Source organism: Pseudomonas sp. SJZ080, from assembly GCF_007828295.1.
In the GTDB taxonomy this organism is placed as follows: domain Bacteria; phylum Pseudomonadota; class Gammaproteobacteria; order Pseudomonadales; family Pseudomonadaceae; genus Aquipseudomonas; species Aquipseudomonas migulae_A.
On record NZ_VIUK01000006.1, the window covers coordinates 236,188 to 254,867 of the forward strand.

Genomic DNA, 18,680 nt, shown 5'->3' on the forward strand with positions numbered 1-18,680 from the left:
TCTGAAGCCTCAAGTCAGGTAGAATGCGCGCCCGGTTTTTGGAGAAGCTCATGACCCTGCTCAAATTCAGCGATGTGTCCCTTGCTTTCGGCGCTATGCCGTTGTTGGACAAGGTGTCCTGGCAGATCGCCCGTGGTGAGCGGGTGTGCATCATCGGCCGCAACGGCACTGGCAAGTCCAGCATGATGAAGCTCGTCAAGGGCGACCAGAAGCCCGATGAGGGCTCCGTTTGGCGCGCCCCCGGCCTCAAGATTGGCGAATTGCCGCAAGAATTGCCGGTAGCCGACGAGCGGACCGTGTTCGACGTGGTGGCTGAAGGCCTGGACGGTGTCGGCGAGCTGCTCGCGCAGTATCACCACCTGAGCCAGAACATCGTCACCGATGCCGACCTGGACAAACTGATGCACGTCCAGCACGACCTCGAAGCCCGTGACGGCTGGCGCTTGCAGCAACTGGTCGACAGCACGTTGAGCCGCCTGCAGTTGCCGGCCGACAAGACCCTCGCCGAATTGTCCGGCGGCTGGCGTCGCCGCGTCCTGCTGGCGCAGGCGCTGGTGTCCGAACCGGATCTGCTGCTGCTCGACGAACCGACCAACCACCTGGACATCGGTGCCATTGCCTGGCTCGAAGAAGCGCTGAAGGATTTCCAGGGCGCCGTGCTGTTCATCACGCACGACCGTTCCTTCCTGCAGAACCTCGCGACCCGCATCCTCGAACTGGATCGCGGCGGCCTGATCGACTGGAATGGCGACTACGCCAGTTTCCTCGTGCACAAGGAAGCCTCGCTGGCCGCTGAAGAAACCGCCAACGCGCTGTTCGACAAAAAACTGGCCCAGGAAGAAGTCTGGATCCGTCAGGGCATCAAAGCCCGTCGGACCCGTAACGAAGGTCGCGTGCGTGCCTTGAAAGCGTTGCGCGTCGAGCGCAGCGAACGTCGTGAGCGCACCGGCAAGGCCAACATTCAGCTGGACACCGCTGACAAGTCCGGCAAGCAGGTGATGGTCCTCGAGAACGTGAGTTTCGCTCACCCGGGCGGTCCGTTCCTGATCAAGGATTTCTCGATGGTCCTGACGCGTGGCGACCGCATCGGTCTGCTCGGCGCCAACGGTACCGGCAAGACTACGCTGCTGAAACTGATGCTCAGCGGCCTGCAACCTACCAGCGGCAAAGTGGAAGAGGGCACACGCATCGACGTGGCGTACTTCGACCAGTTGCGCCATCAGTTGGACCTGGAAAAGACCGTGATCGACAACGTGGCCGAAGGTCGCGACTTCATCGATATCGACGGTCAGAGCCGTCACGTGCTGAGCTATCTCGGCGACTTCCTGTTCAGCCCGCAGCGTGCCCGCACGCCGGTCAAGGCGCTGTCGGGTGGTGAGCGTGCGCGTCTGTTGCTGGCGAAACTGTTCAGCAAACCCGCGAACCTGCTGGTCCTCGACGAACCGACCAACGACCTCGACGTGGAAACACTCGAGCTGCTGGAAGAGGTCCTGCTGACCTTCAACGGCACCGTGCTGATGGTCAGCCACGACCGGGCATTCCTCGACAACGTGGTGACCAGCACCCTGGTTTTCGAAGGTGAAGGCAAGGTTCGCGAATACGTCGGTGGTTACCAGGACTGGCTGCGTCAAGGCGGCTCGCCGCGCCTGCTGGGCGTGACCGAGAGCAAGTCCGGCAAGGCCGACCTGACGTCGGCGGTCGTGACGGCTGAGGCTGCGCCCGTAGCGGCAGTGGCGGCAGTGGTCGAAGCGCCGGTGGCGAAGAAAAAACTCAGCTACAAATTGCAGCGTGAGCTGGAAATGTTGCCGGCTCAGATCGAGGCCATGGAACAGCAGATTGCAGTCGTTGAGGCCCAGATGGCCGATGCCGGCTTCTATCAGCGTCCAGCCGCCGAGACCGCTGCGGTGATCGCTCAGTTGGAGCAGTTGCAGGCTGAGCTCGACGTCATGGTCGAGCGTTGGGCTGAGCTGGATGCCTGATTGATCCTGCAATAAAAAAGCCCGGCGCTCAGTGATGAGCGCCGGGCTTTTCGTATGCGATCCCTTGTAGGAGCCGGCTTGCTGGCGATCGCGGTTTGTCAGCTGGCATTGATGTCTACTGATGCACCGTGATCGCCAGCAAGCCGACTCCTACAAGGATCGGTTATCAGCTTTTGTTTTGCAGGCGCACGGCAAGTACGTCGCAAGGTGCGCCGTGCAGTACGTCATTAGCGGTGGAGCCCAGCAGCAATGCCAGGCCATGCCGGCCATGGCTGCCCACCACGATCAGGTCGCAGGTCTGCTCTTTGGCCAGGTGATGAATCTCCTGGCGCGGCTGGCCGTAGGTCAGGTGGCTGTATTCCTTGGAGAGCTCGGGGTATTTCACGATCAATCGGTCCAGTCGCTCCTTGGCCTGATCGAACTGCTGTTGTTGCAGTTGTGACAGGTCCATCGGAACGTCGCCGCCGAAAGCCATGGCCATGGGCTCGACAATGTGCACCAGGGACAACTTCGCGCCATTGCTCACTGACAACTCGCGAGCACGGTGGATGACAGGGTCGCACTCTTCGGTCAGGTCTACAGCGACCAGAATGTGGTTGTAGGGCATGAGGTGCTCCTCCTGAGGATGCAATATTGGTAAGTATGGCTGGTTTCAAGCGCATTGTTTTCAAAGTGACCCAAAGCGCTCATCAAGAATCGGGAGTACAGATATGACGGTCTGGATAGTGGTGTCAATCCTGTTGGTGGTGCTGAGCCCGCTGGCATGGCTGCGACCGTCCCGTGGTCAGAGTGGGCGCATGGCCCTGCGCATGGAGGCGCGGCGTATCGGGCTGGCCATGCAACTGGCGCCTCAGGAGTGGCCGCACTGGCTCAGCCAGGAGCCACCGAGCCCCTGCGCGCAATACCATCGACCACGTCGCGGCAATCAGCCGGCGTGCTGGAGTTACTGGCAGAAGTCGCCAGGTGTGTGGGTGAATCAGTGGCAGGAGGTCTGCGAGGATCAAACGCTGCTCAATCATTTCGAAAAATTGCCGGCCAACGTCTACAAGGTCGAAGCGGACAAGCAGATGATCACGTTGTATTGGGGCGAGAAGGGCGAAGCGACGGTTTTGCAACAAATCGATGCCACCCTCAAAGCACTCGCTTGAACCCGATCCTGCAGGAGCCGGCTTGCGGGCGATCCAGGCAACGCGGTTAACGAGGTAAACCGCGTGTCGTTCATCGCCAGCAAGCCGGCTCATACAGGACGTTGGTCGATTCGCAGGCAATAAAAAGCCCGACATTCATCATCGGGCTGGAGTTGGCCAGGCAGGCCGGTAATTCGTTGTGGGCTGATCTTACGCCGGGCATTCGCCGACGCGTTCAAATTTTTTCCTCATTCACCCGCCCAGCGTAGCCCGTTAAACAAAGGCTGCCGCGAATTAGGGCGACTTTTCTAACTATTGATTCTATGAATGACCTCACATGCATCTGTGTGTTGTAGGGACTCGTGGTACGGAAATGACCGGAAAGTCGCGTTTCAACCCCTATTTTGGGCGATTGACAATTGCCGGAAATTCCGTGAAGGTGGCGTACCCAAATCAAACGGGCGTATGAATTGAGCGTTTGTATTTCAGATCGCTCCTACAGAATCCCGACTATCGCGTTGGCGGGTGTGCCGGGTGGATTGGCGTAGCATCGACGATAAACGTCCCTGCCGAGCCATTCGCCTGCGTCCGACGTGTACTGTTCAGCTTCCATATCGTGGAGATCAGTTGATGATTTACGAAGGTAAAGCCATCACGGTTAAGGCTCTTGAAAGTGGCATCGTCGAATTGAAATTCGACCTCAAGGGTGAGTCCGTCAACAAGTTCAACCGTCTAACCCTGAACGAACTGCGTCAGGCCGTAGACACCATCAAGGCAGATGCTTCGATCAAGGGTGTGATCGTCAGCAGCGGCAAGGACGTGTTCATCGTCGGTGCCGACATCACCGAATTTGTCGAGAACTTCAAGCTGCCGGATGCAGAGCTTGTTGCAGGCAACCTCGAAGCCAACAGGATTTTCAGCGATTTCGAAGACCTCAACGTCCCGACTGTCGCCGCGATCAACGGCATCGCCCTGGGTGGCGGTCTGGAAATGTGCCTGGCGGCGGACTACCGCGTCATGTCCACCAAGGCCAAGATCGGTCTGCCGGAAGTCAAGCTGGGCATCTACCCGGGCTTCGGCGGCACCGTGCGCCTGCCGCGCCTCATCGGTGCCGACAACGCGATCGAGTGGATTGCCGCCGGTAAGGAAAACCGTCCTGAAGACGCGCTGAAAGTGGGCGCCGTCGATGCGGTGGTTGCTCCTGAGAAACTGCAGGAAGCCGCTCTGGAACTGCTCAAACGCGCCATTTCCGGCGAGTTTGATTACAAAGCCAAGCGTCAGCCGAAGCTGGAAAAGCTGAAACTGAACGCCATCGAACAAATGATGGCTTTCGAAACCGCCAAAGGTTTCGTGGCCGGTCAGGCCGGGCCGAACTACCCGGCACCGGTTGAAGCGATCAAGACCATCCAGAAAGCCGCGAACTTCGGTCGCGACAAAGCGCTGGAAGTCGAAGCCGCCGGTTTCGTCAAACTGGCCAAGACCTCTGCCGCGCAGAGCTTGATCGGTCTGTTCCTGAACGATCAGGAACTGAAGAAAAAGGCCAAGGCCTACGACGAAATCGCCAAGGACGTGAAGCAGGCTGCCGTATTGGGCGCCGGCATCATGGGGGGCGGTATCGCCTATCAGTCGGCCTCCAAAGGTACGCCGATCCTGATGAAGGACATCAACGAGCACGGCATCGAGCAAGGCCTGGCTGAAGCCGCCAAGCTGCTGGTCGGTCGCGTTGACAAAGGTCGCATGACCGCGGCGAAAATGGCTGAAGTGCTCAATGGCATTCGTCCAACCCTGTCCTACGGCGACTTCGGTCACGTGGATCTGGTGGTTGAAGCAGTCGTCGAGAACCCGAAGGTCAAGCAAGCTGTTCTGGCCGAAGTCGAAGACAAGGTCAAAGAGGACACCATCCTCGCGTCCAACACCTCGACCATTTCCATCACCTTGCTGGCCAAGGCCCTCAAGCGTCCGGAAAATTTCGTCGGCATGCACTTCTTCAACCCGGTGCACATGATGCCGCTGGTGGAAGTGATTCGTGGCGAGAAGTCCAGCGAGCTGGCCGTTGCCACCACCGTTGCCTACGCCAAGAAAATGGGCAAGAACCCGATCGTCGTCAACGACTGCCCGGGCTTCCTGGTCAACCGCGTACTGTTCCCGTACTTCGGCGGTTTCGCCAAGCTGGTCAGCGCCGGTGTGGACTTCGTCCGTATCGACAAGGTCATGGAAAAATTCGGCTGGCCGATGGGCCCGGCGTACCTGATGGACGTGGTCGGCATCGACACCGGCCACCACGGTCGTGACGTGATGGCTGAAGGCTTCCCGGACCGCATGAAAGACGACCGTCGTTCGGCTGTCGATGTGCTCTACGAAGCCAAGCGCCTGGGCCAGAAGAATGGCAAGGGCTTCTACGCCTACGAGACCGACAAGAAGGGCAAGCAGAAGAAAGTCGCCGATCCGTCGGTGCTGGAAGTGCTCAAGCCGATCGTTTTCGAACAGCGCGAAGTCACTGACGAAGACATCATCAACTGGATGATGATCCCGCTGTGCCTGGAAACCGTGCGCTGCCTGGAAGACGGCATCGTCGAAACCGCTGCCGAAGCCGACATGGGTCTGGTCTACGGTATTGGTTTCCCTCCATTCCGTGGCGGTGCGCTGCGTTACATCGATTCGATCGGTGTGGCAGAGTTCGTTGCCCTGGCTGACCAGTACGCTGATTTGGGCGCGCTGTACCACCCGACCGCGAAGCTGCGTGAAATGGCCAAAAACGGCCAGAGCTTCTTCGGTTAAGCGCCCCCAACTAGAGTGAGAGTGAATATATGAGCTTGAATCCTAGAGACGTCGTGATTGTCGACTTCGGTCGTACTCCGATGGGCCGCTCCAAGGGCGGCATGCACCGCAACACCCGCGCCGAAGACATGTCGGCGCACCTGATCAGCAAATTGCTGGAACGCAACGTCAAGGTCGACCCGAACGAAGTCGAAGACGTGATCTGGGGCTGTGTGAACCAGACCCTGGAGCAGGGCTGGAACATCGCCCGCATGGCGTCGCTGATGACTCAGATCCCGCACACCGCTGCCGGTCAGACTGTCAGCCGTCTGTGCGGCTCGTCGATGAGTGCACTGCACACGGCTGCGCAAGCGATCATGACCGGTAACGGTGACGTGTTCGTGGTGGGTGGCGTCGAGCACATGGGCCACGTGAGCATGATGCACGGTGTCGATCCGAACCCGCACATGTCGCTGTACGCGGCGAAAGCCTCGGGCATGATGGGCCTGACTGCTGAAATGCTGGGCAAAATGCACGGCATCACTCGCGAACAACAGGACGCTTTCGGCGTGCGCTCCCACCAACTCGCCCACAAGGCGACCGTGGAAGGCAAGTTCAAGGACGAAATCATCCCGATGCAGGGTTACGACGAGAACGGTTTCCTGAAACTGTTCGACTACGACGAAACCATTCGTCCGGAAACCACCCTGGAAAGCCTGGCGGCATTGAAGCCAGCGTTCAACCCGAAGGGCGGCACCGTGACAGCCGGTACTTCGTCGCAGATCACTGATGGTGCTTCGTGCATGATCGTGATGTCGGCGCAGCGTGCACAAGATCTGGGCATTCAGCCTCTGGCGGTGATTCGCTCGATGGCAGTGGCAGGTGTGGATCCGGCGATCATGGGCTATGGTCCAGTACCGGCAACACAGAAAGCACTGAAGCGCGCGGGCCTTGGCATTAACGATATCGACTTCTTCGAGCTCAACGAAGCTTTCGCCGCACAGGCCCTGCCAGTGCTGAAAGATCTGAAAGTGCTCGACAAGATGAACGAGAAGGTTAACCTGCACGGCGGCGCGATTGCCTTGGGTCACCCGTTCGGTTGCTCCGGTGCGCGTATCTCCGGCACCCTGCTGAACGTGATGAAGCAAAATGGCGGCACCTTCGGGGTAGCCACCATGTGCATTGGTCTCGGCCAAGGCATCTCCACCGTCTTCGAACGCGTCTAAGCGTTTCGTTGATGGAAGCCGGGGCCAAGTGCCCCGGTTTTTGTTTTTCCGGATTTATTTTTGTTTTTATTTTGAAAAGATTTGAGTGAGGGCCAAACCATGCCGATACAACCTGGGCTCTACCAACATTACAAAGGTCCGCAGTACCGCGTTTTCAGTATTGCGCGGCATTCGGAAACCGAAGAAGAAGTAGTCTTCTACCAAGCCCTGTATGGCGATTACGGCTTTTGGGTGCGTCCCTTGAGCATGTTCCTGGAGTCGGTCGAGGTTGACGGCGAACAGGTGCCACGCTTTGCTTTGGTGCAGGCCGAACCGAGCCTTTTTTCGAAGCCATAAGCTGAGTGCGCGCAAAACCCTGCGCTTGACCTCACCTTGTAGCCACTATATATAGCGGTGCCGCGTCAGGCGCCAACCGCCTTTCACTTCTAGAATTCAGGAATTTTCTGATCCATGGGCAAATCGCTGGTCATTGTGGAATCCCCGGCTAAGGCCAAGACCATCAACAAGTATCTGGGTAACCAATACGTGGTGAAGTCGAGTATCGGCCATATCCGAGACCTGCCCACCAGCGGTTCGGCTAGCGCCAGCAAAGAGCCAGCCGCCAAGCGCGGCAAGGCCGCCGCGGGTGAAGGTCCGGTGCTCACGCCAAAAGAGAAAGCGCGCAAGCAGCTGGTCTCGCGCATGGGTGTCGATCCCGATCATGGCTGGAAAGCCAAGTACGAGATCCTCCCGGGCAAGGAAAAGGTCATCGAAGAGCTGCGCCGGCTCGCCAAGGATGCTGACACCATCTATCTCGCAACCGACTTGGATCGCGAGGGGGAAGCCATTGCCTGGCACCTGCGCGAAGCCATCGGTGGTAACGACAGCCGCTACAAGCGCGTGGTGTTCAACGAAATCACCAAGAAGGCGATTCAGGAAGCCTTCTCCAAGCCGGGCGAGCTGGACATCGATCGCGTCAACGCTCAACAGGCGCGTCGTTTCCTCGACCGCGTGGTGGGATACATGGTTTCGCCGCTGCTGTGGGCCAAGATCGCCCGTGGTCTGTCCGCCGGTCGTGTGCAATCGGTTGCCGTGAAGCTGGTGGTCGAGCGTGAACGCGAAATCCGTGCGTTCAACCCGGAAGAGTACTGGGAAGTCCACGCTGACCTCGGTACCGCGAAGGGCGCCACCGTGCGCTTCGACGTGGCTCGCGAGAAGGGCGAGGCCTTCAAGCCGCTGAACGAAGCCCAGGCCATGGCTGCGCTGGAGAAGCTCAAGGCTTCCAGCTACAGCATCGTCAAGCGCGAAGACAAGCCGACCAGCAGCAAACCGTCGGCGCCGTTCATCACATCCACCCTGCAACAGGCTGCGAGCAACCGCCTGGGCTTCGGTGTGAAGAAAACCATGATGATGGCCCAGCGTTTGTACGAAGCCGGCTACATCACTTATATGCGTACCGACTCCACCAACCTCTCGGCCGATGCCGTGACGATGGCGCGTACTTATATTGAAGGCGAATTCGGCAAGAAGTACCTGCCGGAAACCCCGAACGTCTACAGCAGCAAGGAAGGCGCACAAGAGGCTCACGAAGCGATTCGTCCGTCCGACGCCAACACCGAACCAAGCAAGCTGTCGGGCATGGAGCGTGATGCAGAGCGGCTCTACGAGCTGATCTGGCGCCAGTTCCTCGCTTGCCAGATGCTGCCGGCCCAATACCTGTCGACCACGGTCACCGTCGGTGCCGGCGATTTCGAGCTGCGCGCCAAGGGCCGCATCCTGAAGTTCGACGGCTACACCCGCGTCATGCCGCAAATCGCCAAGCCAGGCGATGACGACGTACTGCCAGACATGGCCCAGGGCGACGCGATGAAGCTGATCAAGCTTGATCCGACCCAGCACTTCACCAAGCCGCCGGCGCGTTATTCGGAAGCGAGCCTGGTCAAGGAAATGGAAAAACGCGGTATCGGTCGTCCTTCGACCTACGCTGCGATCATTTCGACTATCCAGGACCGCGGCTACGTGGCGCTGCACAACCGTCGCTTCTATTCGGAAAAGATGGGTGACATCGTCACCGAGCGTCTGTCCGAGAGCTTCTCCAATCTCATGGACTATGGCTTCACCGCCGGCATGGAAGAGAACCTCGATGATGTGGCTCAGGGCGAACGCGACTGGAAAAACGTGCTGGACGAGTTCTACGGCGACTTCAAGAAGAAGCTCGAAGTAGCCGAAAGCCCGGAAAGTGGCATGCGTGCCAATCAGCCGGTCATGACGGACATTCCATGCACCACGTGCGGCCGCCCGATGCAGATTCGTACTGCATCGACCGGCGTATTCCTCGGTTGCTCGGGTTACAGCCTGCCGCCAAAAGAGCGCTGCAAGGCCACCGTCAACCTGGTGCCGGGCGATGAAATCGCGGCGGACGACGAGGGTGAGTCGGAGTCGCTGGTTCTGCGCGGCAAGCATCGTTGCCCGATCTGCAACACCGCGATGGACGCTTACCTGCTCGACGAGAAGCGCAAGTTGCACATCTGCGGCAACAACCCGGATTGCAATGGCTACGAAATCGAAGAGGGCACCTATCGCATCAAGGGCTATGAAGGTCCGAGCCTGGAATGCGACAAGTGTGGCAGCGAGATGCAACTCAAGACTGGCCGTTTCGGCAAGTTCTTCGGTTGCACCAACGCGACGTGCAAGAACACCCGCAAACTGCTGAAGAGCGGTGACGCGGCGCCACCGAAGATGGACCCGGTGAAGATGCCTGAGCTGAAATGCGAAAAGGTCAACGACACCTACATCCTACGCGATGGTGCTTCCGGCCTGTTCCTGGCGGCGAGCCAGTTCCCGAAAAACCGCGAGACACGCGCTCCGCTGGTCATGGAAATCGTGCCGCACAAGGATGAGATCGATCCGAAGTATCATTTCCTCTGTGAAGCGCCGAAGAAAGACCCGGACGGCCTCCCGGCGGTGATCCGTTACAGCCGAAAAACCAAAGAGCAGTACGTTCAGACCGAAGTCGATGGTAAGCCGACCGGGTGGAAGGCGTACTACGACGGTGGCAAGTGGACAGTTGAAGACAAGCGTCCGGCAGCCAAGGCTTAAAAGGCGCTGACACTCAAAGGCCGCATGACAACCCTCGGGTTTTCATGCGGCCTTTTTGTTTTGGGCTTGCGGTGAGCTCAGGTGATCCACGACACTGTCTGACCTGCGTGAAGCAATTATTTCGTTGTGGAGGCTGCCGTCATGGCCCACGAACTCTATACCCGTACCAACCAGAAGATTTATTTCGCCGGCCTGTCGCTTGAGGCGCTCGCGAAGGCCGAAGAGGGGCGGGCGATGAATTCCCTCGCGCTGATTCAAGCCGGGCGTGAATCAGCGTTGTTTCACCTGTACGGTGCGTTGCTGGGGCTGTGCCACGAAATCGCTGGTTTCTATCGCTTGCCGCAGGCCAACGCACCTCGCGCGGAAATGCTGCTGACCCGGGAAGTGCTTGAGGCCATCGCCATTCCTGAAATGGCCGAGATGGTCGAGCTGGCACAGAACCCCGAAACCTGGCTGGCCAAGCTATTGTCAGCGCATGCGGCGCTGTTTCAGCCGCCTCGCGCACCGCACAAACCCAAGGGCGACGTAACACAGCCGTTGATCCAGGCCGTTAACCTGGATGAAGAAGACGCGCCCGAAGAGTTGAGCCGGGAAGAACTGGAGAGTTGGCGTCAGAACCTCAAAGGTCTGGCGATTCGGTTTCGCGAAGGCTTGAACGAGTGCTGAAGTATTGAGTGTCCGACGGACGGTCGCGAGACTGTTCGTTCCGGGATCAGCATGCTGTCAGAAATTTCTCTTCGTAGTGGCATCTGGTCAAGATCCCGAGCGAAGCCAGGCCGATGCCTATATAATCCCCGCCTTTCGTGGAGAACAGACCTTTATGCCAACGTCCTTTCTAGAAATTGTCGAGTTACCAGACGGCCGAATCGAGCTGCGCAGGGCTGAGGACGAGGGTTCTCTGGTTACTTTGGATTTCTCCGAGGATGCCAAGGTGTTCCTGCAAGGCCAGCACGTGGAAGTCGCCAAGGCGATGTTGAGCGTGGGTGTTCAGATGGCCGGTCGCCTGGTTGAGGGCGATTTCAATACCGATGAGAGTGCTCGGGTCCTTCATTGATCCCCGTTCGTCGCATTTAGCGGATACCGCTTTTGATCGGCTTCTCTATCCCTGGAGAAGCCCCGCGTTGCTCAGCGCGCTCCTCGTTCAGCCCAGTCGAATATTCAGGCTTTGCGCATCCCCGGTCCGGGCGGCGCTGATCAACTGTTGCCGTGAAGCGGTGTTCAATGGGTTGAGCCAGCTGACTACAGTGTGGCTACGGCCCAGGCGCAAGGCTTCGCAAGTCAGCTGTTGTGCACTCTGGGTGCCGCGTGGTTGCAGCAGCAGAATACGTTCACGATTCAGGCCTGCTTCTCGCAGCCAGGTTTGTGTCAGGCTGGCGGGCGGGGCGATCAGTGTCAGCCAGCGCGCATCCTGATCCTCGCTCAACTCCCTGAGGATCGGTGCCAGAAGACTCAGGCAATTCCCGGCCGCACCACGCAGTGACAGTTCGCTGAAAACTTCAGGTTCGGCGCTCCAGGGCGACTCGACCACGTCTTTCAGAATCGGTGCCATCGGCTGCACCATGAAAGCTTCGAACAACGGCAGTTGGGCTTGCTGTGATGTGTGTGGGAACTGCATAAAGCCTCCTTTAGCGGCGAATGACGCCGACACTCAAGCCTTCGATCACCAGTTCCTGATCTTTCAGGTTCACTTCGATAGGGGCGAATTCAGGGTTTTCGGCAATCAGCCAGACTTTGCTGCCGTCACGCTTGAAGCGTTTGACTGTCACTTCGTCGCCAATACGCGCCACCACGATCTGGCCGTTGCGGGCTTCGCGGGTGGTATGGACGGCCAGCAGGTCGCCATCGAAAATCCCGACATCCTTCATGCTCATGCCGTGAACGCGCAGTAAATAGTCGGCGCGAGGGTGGAAGAACGCAGGATTGATGTTGCAGGACTCTTCGATGTGCTGCTGGGCAAGGATTGGCGCACCGGCAGCGACCCGGCCAATGATTGGCAGGGTGGACTCGTCTGCCTTGGCTTCGAAGCCAGGGATGCGGATGCCCCGGGAGGCGCCTGGCGTCATCTCGATCGCGCCTTTGCGGGCCAGCGCCTTGAGATGCTCTTCTGCCGCGTTGGGCGACTTGAAACCCAGTTCCTGAGCGATTTCCGCGCGGGTCGGCGGGTAGCCGTTATCTTCCAGGCAGCGTTTGATGAAGGTCAGAATCTCGGCTTGGCGTGGCGTCAGCTTTAGCATATTGATCGCTCTGTCTTTTTATACAGTGACTGGGATTATATACAGTGAAAGCGTCTTGGCAATGCCCCTTTTTTTACCGGCCGCCGGACGGTCAATCCGTGTGCTGATTAACACCGCGCAGATGTATGGTTAAATAGCTGACTGACCATTCCCGAAACGAACCGGCAGGCTTGACAAGGCCAGGGTTGAAACGTATGTTTCAAACAAGTGTTTGTCAGGCGGAGTAGCCATGGCCCAGTCGGAAACCGTTGAACGCATTCTCGATGCTGCAGAGCAGTTGTTCGCGGAAAAAGGTTTTGCTGAAACCTCACTGCGTTTGATTACCAGCAAAGCCGGGGTCAACCTGGCGGCTGTGAATTATCACTTCGGCTCGAAGAAGGCGCTGATTCAAGCCGTCTTCTCGCGTTTTCTCGGACCGTTCTGCCTGAGCCTCGATAAAGAGCTGGAGCGGCGCCAGGCCAAGCCCGAGAACAAGCCGACACTTGAAGAGCTGCTGGAAATCCTCGTCGAACAGGCCCTCGTAGTGCAGCCACGCAGCGGCAACGATCTCTCCATCTTCATGCGATTACTGGGGCTGGCATTCAGCCAGAGCCAGGGTCACCTGCGTCGGTATCTCGAAGACATGTACGGCAAGGTATTCCGCCGCTACATGATGCTGGTCAACGAAGCCGCGCCGCGCATTCCGCCGATCGAGCTGTTCTGGCGTGTGCACTTCATGCTGGGGGCTGCGGCGTTCAGCATGTCCGGTATCAAGGCTTTGCGCGCGATTGCCGAAACCGATTTCGGCGTCAACACCTCCATCGAGCAAGTAATGCGCCTGATGGTGCCGTTCCTGGCGGCTGGCATGCGTGCCGAAACCGGCGTGACCGACACGGCCATGGCCACCGCGCAGTTGCGTCCGCGCAGCAAGTCGACACAGGTTGCCGCCAAGGTTTAACCGCACACGGGTGGGCGCGGCAGCTGACATCCGCTAAGCTAGCCGCCCATGCCGACTCTCGTTCTGAACCCGCTCCCCATATTTATCGCCGACCTGCCGGGCACAGCCCAGGGCGGCGAATGCGTGCGAGCCGGGTTTATCGTTATCAAGGAATCTCTATGACTGCTGGCCTGCAAGGCTCGTTGATGGTGGACGTCGCCGGTACCTGGCTGACGGCCGAGGATCGCCAATTGTTGCGCCAGCCCGAAGTGGGCGGCCTGATCATTTTTGCCCGTAACATCGAGCACCCGCGTCAGGTGCGCGAACTGAGTGCCTCGATTCGCGCCATTCGCCCCGATCTGCTGCTGGCAGTGGATCAGGAGGGCGGTCGCGTGCAGCGCTTGCGTCAGGGTTTTGTACGGCTGCCGGCCATGCGTGCCATCGCTGACAATCCGAATGCCGAATACCTTGCCGAACAGTGCGGCTGGATCATGGCCACCGAAGTGTTGGCCGTCGGTCTCGACCTGAGCTTTGCCCCGGTACTGGACCTGGATTACCAGCGCAGCGCGGTGGTCGGCACCCGTTCGTTCGAGGGTGATCCGGAACGCGCGGCGCTGCTGGCGGGTGCATTTATCCGTGGGATGAACAGCGCGGGAATGGCTGCCACCGGCAAGCATTTCCCCGGCCACGGCTGGGCCGAGGCGGATTCCCACGTCGCGATCCCGAATGACGAACGCAGCCTCGACGAGATCCGCGCCAACGATCTGGTGCCGTTCGCCCGCTTGAGCAAGCAATTGGCCGCTGTCATGCCGGCCCACGTCATTTACCCGCAAGTCGACTCCCAGCCCGCCGGCTTCTCCCGTCGCTGGTTGCAGGACATTCTGCGCGGCGAATTGCAGTTCGATGGCGTCATCTTCAGCGACGACCTGTCGATGGCCGGCGCCCATGTGGTCGGTGATGCCGCCAGCCGTATCGAAGCCGCGTTGTCTGCCGGGTGTGACATGGGGCTGGTGTGCAACGACCGCGCCGCTGCGGAACTCGCCTTGAGTGCCGCCCAGCGTCTGAAGGTCAAGCCGTCCGAGCGCATTGCGCGCATGCGCGGCCAGTCGTACGCCAGCACTGAATACCGCCAGGATCCGCGCTGGCTGACAGCCATTGGCGCGCTCAAAGACGCTCAACTGATTGAATAAGGACTTCACGTTATGACGGTTTACGCGATTATTGGTGGCACCGGCCTGACTCAACTCGAAGGCCTGAGCATTCGTCAATCATTGGCGGTGGACACTCCTTATGGCGCACCTTCGGCCGACGTGCAGATCGGTGAATACGCCGGCAAGGAAGTGTTGTTCCTCGCACGTCACGGGCACCCGCACCGTTTTCCGCCGCATCAGGTGAACTACCGCGCCAACCTCTGGGCGTTGAAACAGGCCGGGGCCGAAGCGATCCTGGCGGTCAATGCGGTAGGCGGGATTCATGCCGCCATGGGCACCGGACATTTTTGCGTGCCCCATCAGCTGATCGACTACACCAGCGGCCGCGAACACACCTATTTTGCCGATGACCTGGAGCACGTCACCCACATCGACTTCAGCTATCCCTACAGCGAAGCGCTGCGCCAGCAATTGATCGCGGCGCTGGCGGCTGAAGGCGTTGGCTACAGCAGTCATGGCGTGTATGCCTGCACGCAGGGGCCACGACTGGAAACGGTGGCGGAGATTGCGCGCCTGGAGCGTGACGGCTGCGACATCGTCGGCATGACCGGCATGCCGGAGGCAGCATTGGCGCGTGAGCTGGAGCTGGATTATGCCTGCCTGGCGCTAGTGGTGAACCCGGCGGCGGGCAAGTCGACGGCGGTAATCACCATGGCTGAGATCGAGCAGGCTTTGCATGACGGGATGGGGAAGGTCAAGTCGACGTTGGCGCGGGTGTTGAAGGGCTGAACATCAGTTGCATCGGGTTGACCCCTTCGCGAGCAAGCCCGCTCCCACATTGGATCTGTGTTTTCCCACGTTAAAGGGAACAACATAAATCTAATGTGGGAGCGGGCTTGCTCGCGAAAGCGGCCGATCAGGCACCGAGGATCTCAACGTTTCTCAAGCTTTTCCGGCAGCGGCGCAAACAACGCCTCAATATCATCACTCTGCAACTTCCAGTCCCCGGTCTTGCGCCCATCCAGCACGCCTGCCGCCAGGTCGGATTTTTCCTTCTGCAGGTGCTGAATTTTCTCTTCCACCGTGCCTCGGGCAATCATCTTGTAGACGAACACCGGTTTCTCCTGGCCAATGCGGTACGCACGGTCAGTTGCCTGGTTTTCCGTCGCCGGGTTCCACCACGGGTCGTAGTGGATCACCGTGTCCGCCTCGGTCAGGTTCAGGCCAACACCACCTGCCTTCAAACTGATCAGAAAGATCTGACGCTTTCCGCTCTGGAATTCTTTCACCGGAGAACGTCGGTCACGGGTTTGCCCAGTCAACAACGCATATTCAACACCGCGTTTTTTCAACTCGACCTCGATTAACGCCAGCATCGAAGTGAACTGCGAAAACAGCAGAATCCGTCGACCTTCCTCGAACAACTCCTCCAGCATTTCCATGAGGCTATCGAGCTTGCCCGAGGTGCTTCCGCGAGCCGGCAGCGCGGCGTCGTTGACCAGGCGCAAATCGCAGCACACCTGACGCAGCTTCAGCAGCGCCTCAAGAATGATGATCTGGCTGCGCGCCACGCCCTTGCGGGTGATTTCGTCGCGCACCTTCTTGTCCATGGCCAGGCGCATGGTCTCGTACACATCGCGTTGGGCTTCGTTAAGCTCGACCCAGTGGATGATCTCGGTCTTCGGCGGCAACTCCGTCGCCACCTGCTCTTTGGTCCTGCGCAACAGAAACGGTTTGATCCGACCATTCAAGTGCTGAAGTCGCACCTCGCTGGCGCGCTTTTCAATCGGCACGCGGTAATCGCGGTTGAAGCTCTTCACATCGCCGAGCCAGCCGGGCAGCAGGAAGTGAAACAGCGACCACAGTTCGCCCAAGTGGTTTTCCAGCGGCGTGCCACTCAGGCAAAGGCGCTGGCGTGCATTCAGCTCGCGCGCAGCCTGGGCGGCCTTGCTGTTGGGGTTTTTTATGTACTGCGCTTCGTCCAGCACCAGGACGTGCAACGGCTGTGCGGCCAGGCGATCGACGTCTTTGGGCAGCAGTGCATAGGTGGTCAGGATCAGGTCGTAATCGGTCAGCGTGTCGAAATGTTTCTTTCGACTGGCGCCATACAGTGCCAGCACTTTGAGTTGTGGCGTGAAGTGAGCTGCTTCGTCGAGCCAGTTCGGGATCAGGCTGGTGGGCATCACCACCATGCAAGGTCGATCAAGGCGACCAGCGTTTTTCTCGCTGAGAACGTGCGCCAGGGTCTGTAGGGTTTTGCCCAGCCCCATGTCGTCCGCGAGAATCCCGCCGACTTCGAGTTGCCGCAGCGATTGCATCCAGCTCAAACCTTCCAGCTGATACGGGCGCAATGTAGCGTTCAAGCCTTCCGGTGCGGTCGCGGTGTAATCCTTGATGTCCCGCAGGCGCTGGGCAAACGTGCGGATCTGCTCGCCACCTTCCCAGAGCAACGGCAGGTCTTCCAGCGGATTCAGGCGCGTGGCGTCGGCCTTGCTCAGGCGCAGCGTAGTCTCGCCGGGTTCTTGCAGGTAGAACTCGCCGAGGGTCGCCAGTACCGGTTTCAAGCGGCCAAATGGCAGGGCGACTTGCAACGGCCCATGCTCGGAGTTCGGGCGGTTGGGGATGTTCACCAAAATCAATTCGTCGTCGCGACGTCGGGCGAGGCGTTCCGGGTTGAGGATTTCGGTGTGGGAGCGCATCAGGTTCAGCAGGATGGGCAGCAGGCTCAGGCGCTCGCCGTTGACGATGATTCCCAGCTCCAGATCGAACCAGTCGCGCTCCGGCGCCTGCTCGACGGTGGCGTACCAGTCGTCCACGGCGGTCAGGTCGAAGCCGAAATCCTCATCGATCTGCAACTCCCAGCCTTGAGTGCGCAGCTTCGGCAGCTCATTGAGGGTGAAGGTCAGCCAGGCGCTGTCGTTGACCATCTCGTAGAGTTCACCGGCACTTTCCGGCAGGGCTTTACTTTGACGAGTGGCGACCTTGAAGCCGAGGATTCGCAGTTGTTCCCTGTAGGCCTGTTCGACTTCCGGGTGGCGTTTAATCCGTAATGTCTGCGTCTCCTGACGAATCAGGACGTCGGCGTTCTTCTGCCCGGAAACGTATTCATCGAGATAACTGAAGGACAGCGCCGCACGATGCTGGATGTAGCGCTGCATTTTGCCGTTACGCGGTTCGAAGGCGCTGAACTCGATGCTCGCCAGCCACAGGCGCGGCACCGGCTGCACATTGTCCACCAGCACTTGCGGCGGCGCTTTCGGGCTGCGGTTTTCCAGTACCGCCTGCAGTTTTTCCAGCAGTTCGGCGTCTTGCGCGGCGGCGGGGTAGGCGAGGGTTTCCTGCACCTTCAGCAGCACCGCTGCGCAATGTTTGCAGTTGCTGCGGACCGGGCAGGTACACGTGGCATCGACCATCAGCAAAGTGGATTTAGCCGACTCTCGCAGGCGAATGGTCTGACGGTAAACGTTACCGCCAGAGCCTTCGCAAGCTGCTGTGATCGTGGCGTCGCCGACCTCGACGATCCTGACGCGGTTTTCCAGGGCGTAGCGGCGGCCACGCTCCAGACTTTGTTCCTTGAATCGGCTGACCCATGAAGGTGCCAGGGGTTTGCTCAGGGTCGCAGGCATAAGGACTTCAATCAGTCCGGTATTTCATCGGGGACTGGCCGAGGCGCAGGGGCGGTGAGCGAGGTGATCTTGATCAGCAGGCCGAGGTGACCGTTGTCGAGGAAGTTCAACTGGCCGTTCTTGGTGTGGCTTTCCTGTTTGAGGCGTTCGCTGGCGGTGACCATGCCGTTGGCGTCGATCTGGTTGACCCAGAAGTCGGCGTCAACGTCGGTGAAGCGCCCCAGTTTCAGATTCAGCGTGCCCTCGATCGGGAACTGGCCGAACTGTTCCTTGCCATCGCTGATTGCAATCTTACTGGCTTCTTCGCCGAGGTTCTGTTGCCAGGCTTTGTGCAGCAACACCGTGTATTCGTTGCTGGCGGTGAGTTTTTCCACTTCGCTATTCAGGCTCGGCGTGCGCAGGCTGTCCTTGCTGATGGGTTGGGCACCGGCAGCCCAGTCTTCCGGCGCGGCTTTGCTGACAATGGCAGGCACAGCGTTCTGCCGGACCAGAATCATTTCAATCTGATACAGGTCATCGGCAAACGCCGTGGGGGCGGCCAGGGTCATCAGCAAAGTCAGTGAGCGAAACAGGCGCATGCGGCGTC

16 protein-coding genes are annotated in these 18,680 nt (G+C 59.2%); 11 read left to right on the forward strand and 5 right to left on the reverse strand.

Annotation, left to right across the window (positions count from 1 at the left end):
• The first annotated feature begins 50 nt into the window (after positions 1 to 50).
• Complete coding sequence (locus FBY04_RS11440; protein WP_084318595.1) at positions 51 to 1,979, forward strand: ATP-binding cassette domain-containing protein; 1,929 nt, start codon at positions 51 to 53, stop codon at positions 1,977 to 1,979.
• A 166-nt stretch (positions 1,980 to 2,145) separates the two neighbouring features.
• On the opposite strand, the gene FBY04_RS11445 is transcribed toward FBY04_RS11440, so the two are convergent.
• Positions 2,146 to 2,586: a universal stress protein gene (locus tag FBY04_RS11445; RefSeq protein ID WP_008028495.1), complete on the reverse strand. Its 441-nt coding sequence runs from the start codon at positions 2,584 to 2,586 to the stop codon at positions 2,146 to 2,148.
• Positions 2,587 to 2,689: 103 nt separating this feature from the next.
• Between FBY04_RS11445 and FBY04_RS11450 the strand changes: the two genes are divergently transcribed.
• From FBY04_RS11450 to FBY04_RS11480, 7 genes are all read left to right on the forward strand, one after another.
• Positions 2,690 to 3,127, forward strand: a complete 438-nt coding sequence (locus tag FBY04_RS11450) for a hypothetical protein (protein ID WP_017337555.1) — start codon at positions 2,690 to 2,692, stop codon at positions 3,125 to 3,127.
• Positions 3,128 to 3,736: 609 nt separating this feature from the next.
• Complete coding sequence (gene fadB / locus FBY04_RS11455) at positions 3,737 to 5,884, forward strand: fatty acid oxidation complex subunit alpha FadB (RefSeq protein ID WP_084318593.1); 2,148 nt, start codon at positions 3,737 to 3,739, stop codon at positions 5,882 to 5,884.
• A gap of 29 nt (positions 5,885 to 5,913) precedes the next feature.
• Complete coding sequence (gene fadA, locus FBY04_RS11460) at positions 5,914 to 7,089, forward strand: acetyl-CoA C-acyltransferase FadA (RefSeq protein WP_008028488.1); 1,176 nt, start codon at positions 5,914 to 5,916, stop codon at positions 7,087 to 7,089.
• Between the two features lie 99 nt (positions 7,090 to 7,188).
• Entirely contained in the window at positions 7,189 to 7,425 is a 237-nt protein-coding gene (locus FBY04_RS11465) for a DUF1653 domain-containing protein (RefSeq protein WP_046047845.1), read from the forward strand.
• Between the two features lie 114 nt (positions 7,426 to 7,539).
• Positions 7,540 to 10,167: a type I DNA topoisomerase gene (gene topA, locus FBY04_RS11470; RefSeq protein WP_145315262.1), complete on the forward strand. Its 2,628-nt coding sequence runs from the start codon at positions 7,540 to 7,542 to the stop codon at positions 10,165 to 10,167.
• Between the two features lie 141 nt (positions 10,168 to 10,308).
• Positions 10,309 to 10,833, forward strand: a complete 525-nt coding sequence (locus FBY04_RS11475) for a DUF6586 family protein (RefSeq protein WP_084318588.1) — start codon at positions 10,309 to 10,311, stop codon at positions 10,831 to 10,833.
• A 154-nt stretch (positions 10,834 to 10,987) separates the two neighbouring features.
• The gene (locus FBY04_RS11480; protein WP_084318586.1) at positions 10,988 to 11,221 is read left to right on the forward strand and encodes a hypothetical protein; all 234 of its coding nucleotides are present in this window, start codon (positions 10,988 to 10,990) and stop codon (positions 11,219 to 11,221) included.
• A gap of 87 nt (positions 11,222 to 11,308) precedes the next feature.
• On the opposite strand, the gene sulA is transcribed toward FBY04_RS11480, so the two are convergent.
• Complete coding sequence (sulA, locus tag FBY04_RS11485) at positions 11,309 to 11,782, reverse strand: SOS-induced cell division inhibitor SulA (protein ID WP_084318584.1); 474 nt, start codon at positions 11,780 to 11,782, stop codon at positions 11,309 to 11,311.
• 10 nt (positions 11,783 to 11,792) lie between these two features.
• Complete coding sequence (lexA, locus tag FBY04_RS11490; protein ID WP_145315263.1) at positions 11,793 to 12,401, reverse strand: transcriptional repressor LexA; 609 nt, start codon at positions 12,399 to 12,401, stop codon at positions 11,793 to 11,795.
• A 229-nt stretch (positions 12,402 to 12,630) separates the two neighbouring features.
• Here lexA and FBY04_RS11495 point away from each other — a divergent pair, with 229 nt between their 5' ends.
• The 3 genes from FBY04_RS11495 (at position 12,631) to FBY04_RS11505 (ending at position 15,257) form a co-directional block, all read left to right on the forward strand.
• Complete coding sequence (locus tag FBY04_RS11495) at positions 12,631 to 13,338, forward strand: TetR/AcrR family transcriptional regulator (protein WP_008028474.1); 708 nt, start codon at positions 12,631 to 12,633, stop codon at positions 13,336 to 13,338.
• Positions 13,339 to 13,508: 170 nt separating this feature from the next.
• The gene (gene nagZ, locus FBY04_RS11500; RefSeq protein WP_174602651.1) at positions 13,509 to 14,507 is read left to right on the forward strand and encodes a beta-N-acetylhexosaminidase; all 999 of its coding nucleotides are present in this window, start codon (positions 13,509 to 13,511) and stop codon (positions 14,505 to 14,507) included.
• Positions 14,508 to 14,519: 12 nt separating this feature from the next.
• Positions 14,520 to 15,257 carry an S-methyl-5'-thioinosine phosphorylase gene (locus FBY04_RS11505; protein ID WP_084318582.1) on the forward strand — a complete coding sequence of 246 codons (738 nt, stop codon included), beginning with the start codon at positions 14,520 to 14,522 and terminating at the stop codon, positions 15,255 to 15,257.
• 143 nt (positions 15,258 to 15,400) lie between these two features.
• Here the strand turns inward: FBY04_RS11505 and FBY04_RS11510 are convergent, their stop codons facing one another.
• Together FBY04_RS11510 and FBY04_RS11515 are read right to left on the reverse strand one after the other, a co-directional pair.
• A complete protein-coding gene (locus tag FBY04_RS11510) occupies positions 15,401 to 18,094 on the reverse strand; it encodes a DEAD/DEAH box helicase (RefSeq protein WP_145315264.1) in 2,694 nt (897 codons plus the stop codon).
• An 11-nt stretch (positions 18,095 to 18,105) separates the two neighbouring features.
• Positions 18,106 to 18,672, reverse strand: a complete 567-nt coding sequence (locus FBY04_RS11515; RefSeq protein WP_145315265.1) for a CsiV family protein — start codon at positions 18,670 to 18,672, stop codon at positions 18,106 to 18,108.
• Positions 18,673 to 18,680: the final 8 nt, after the last annotated feature.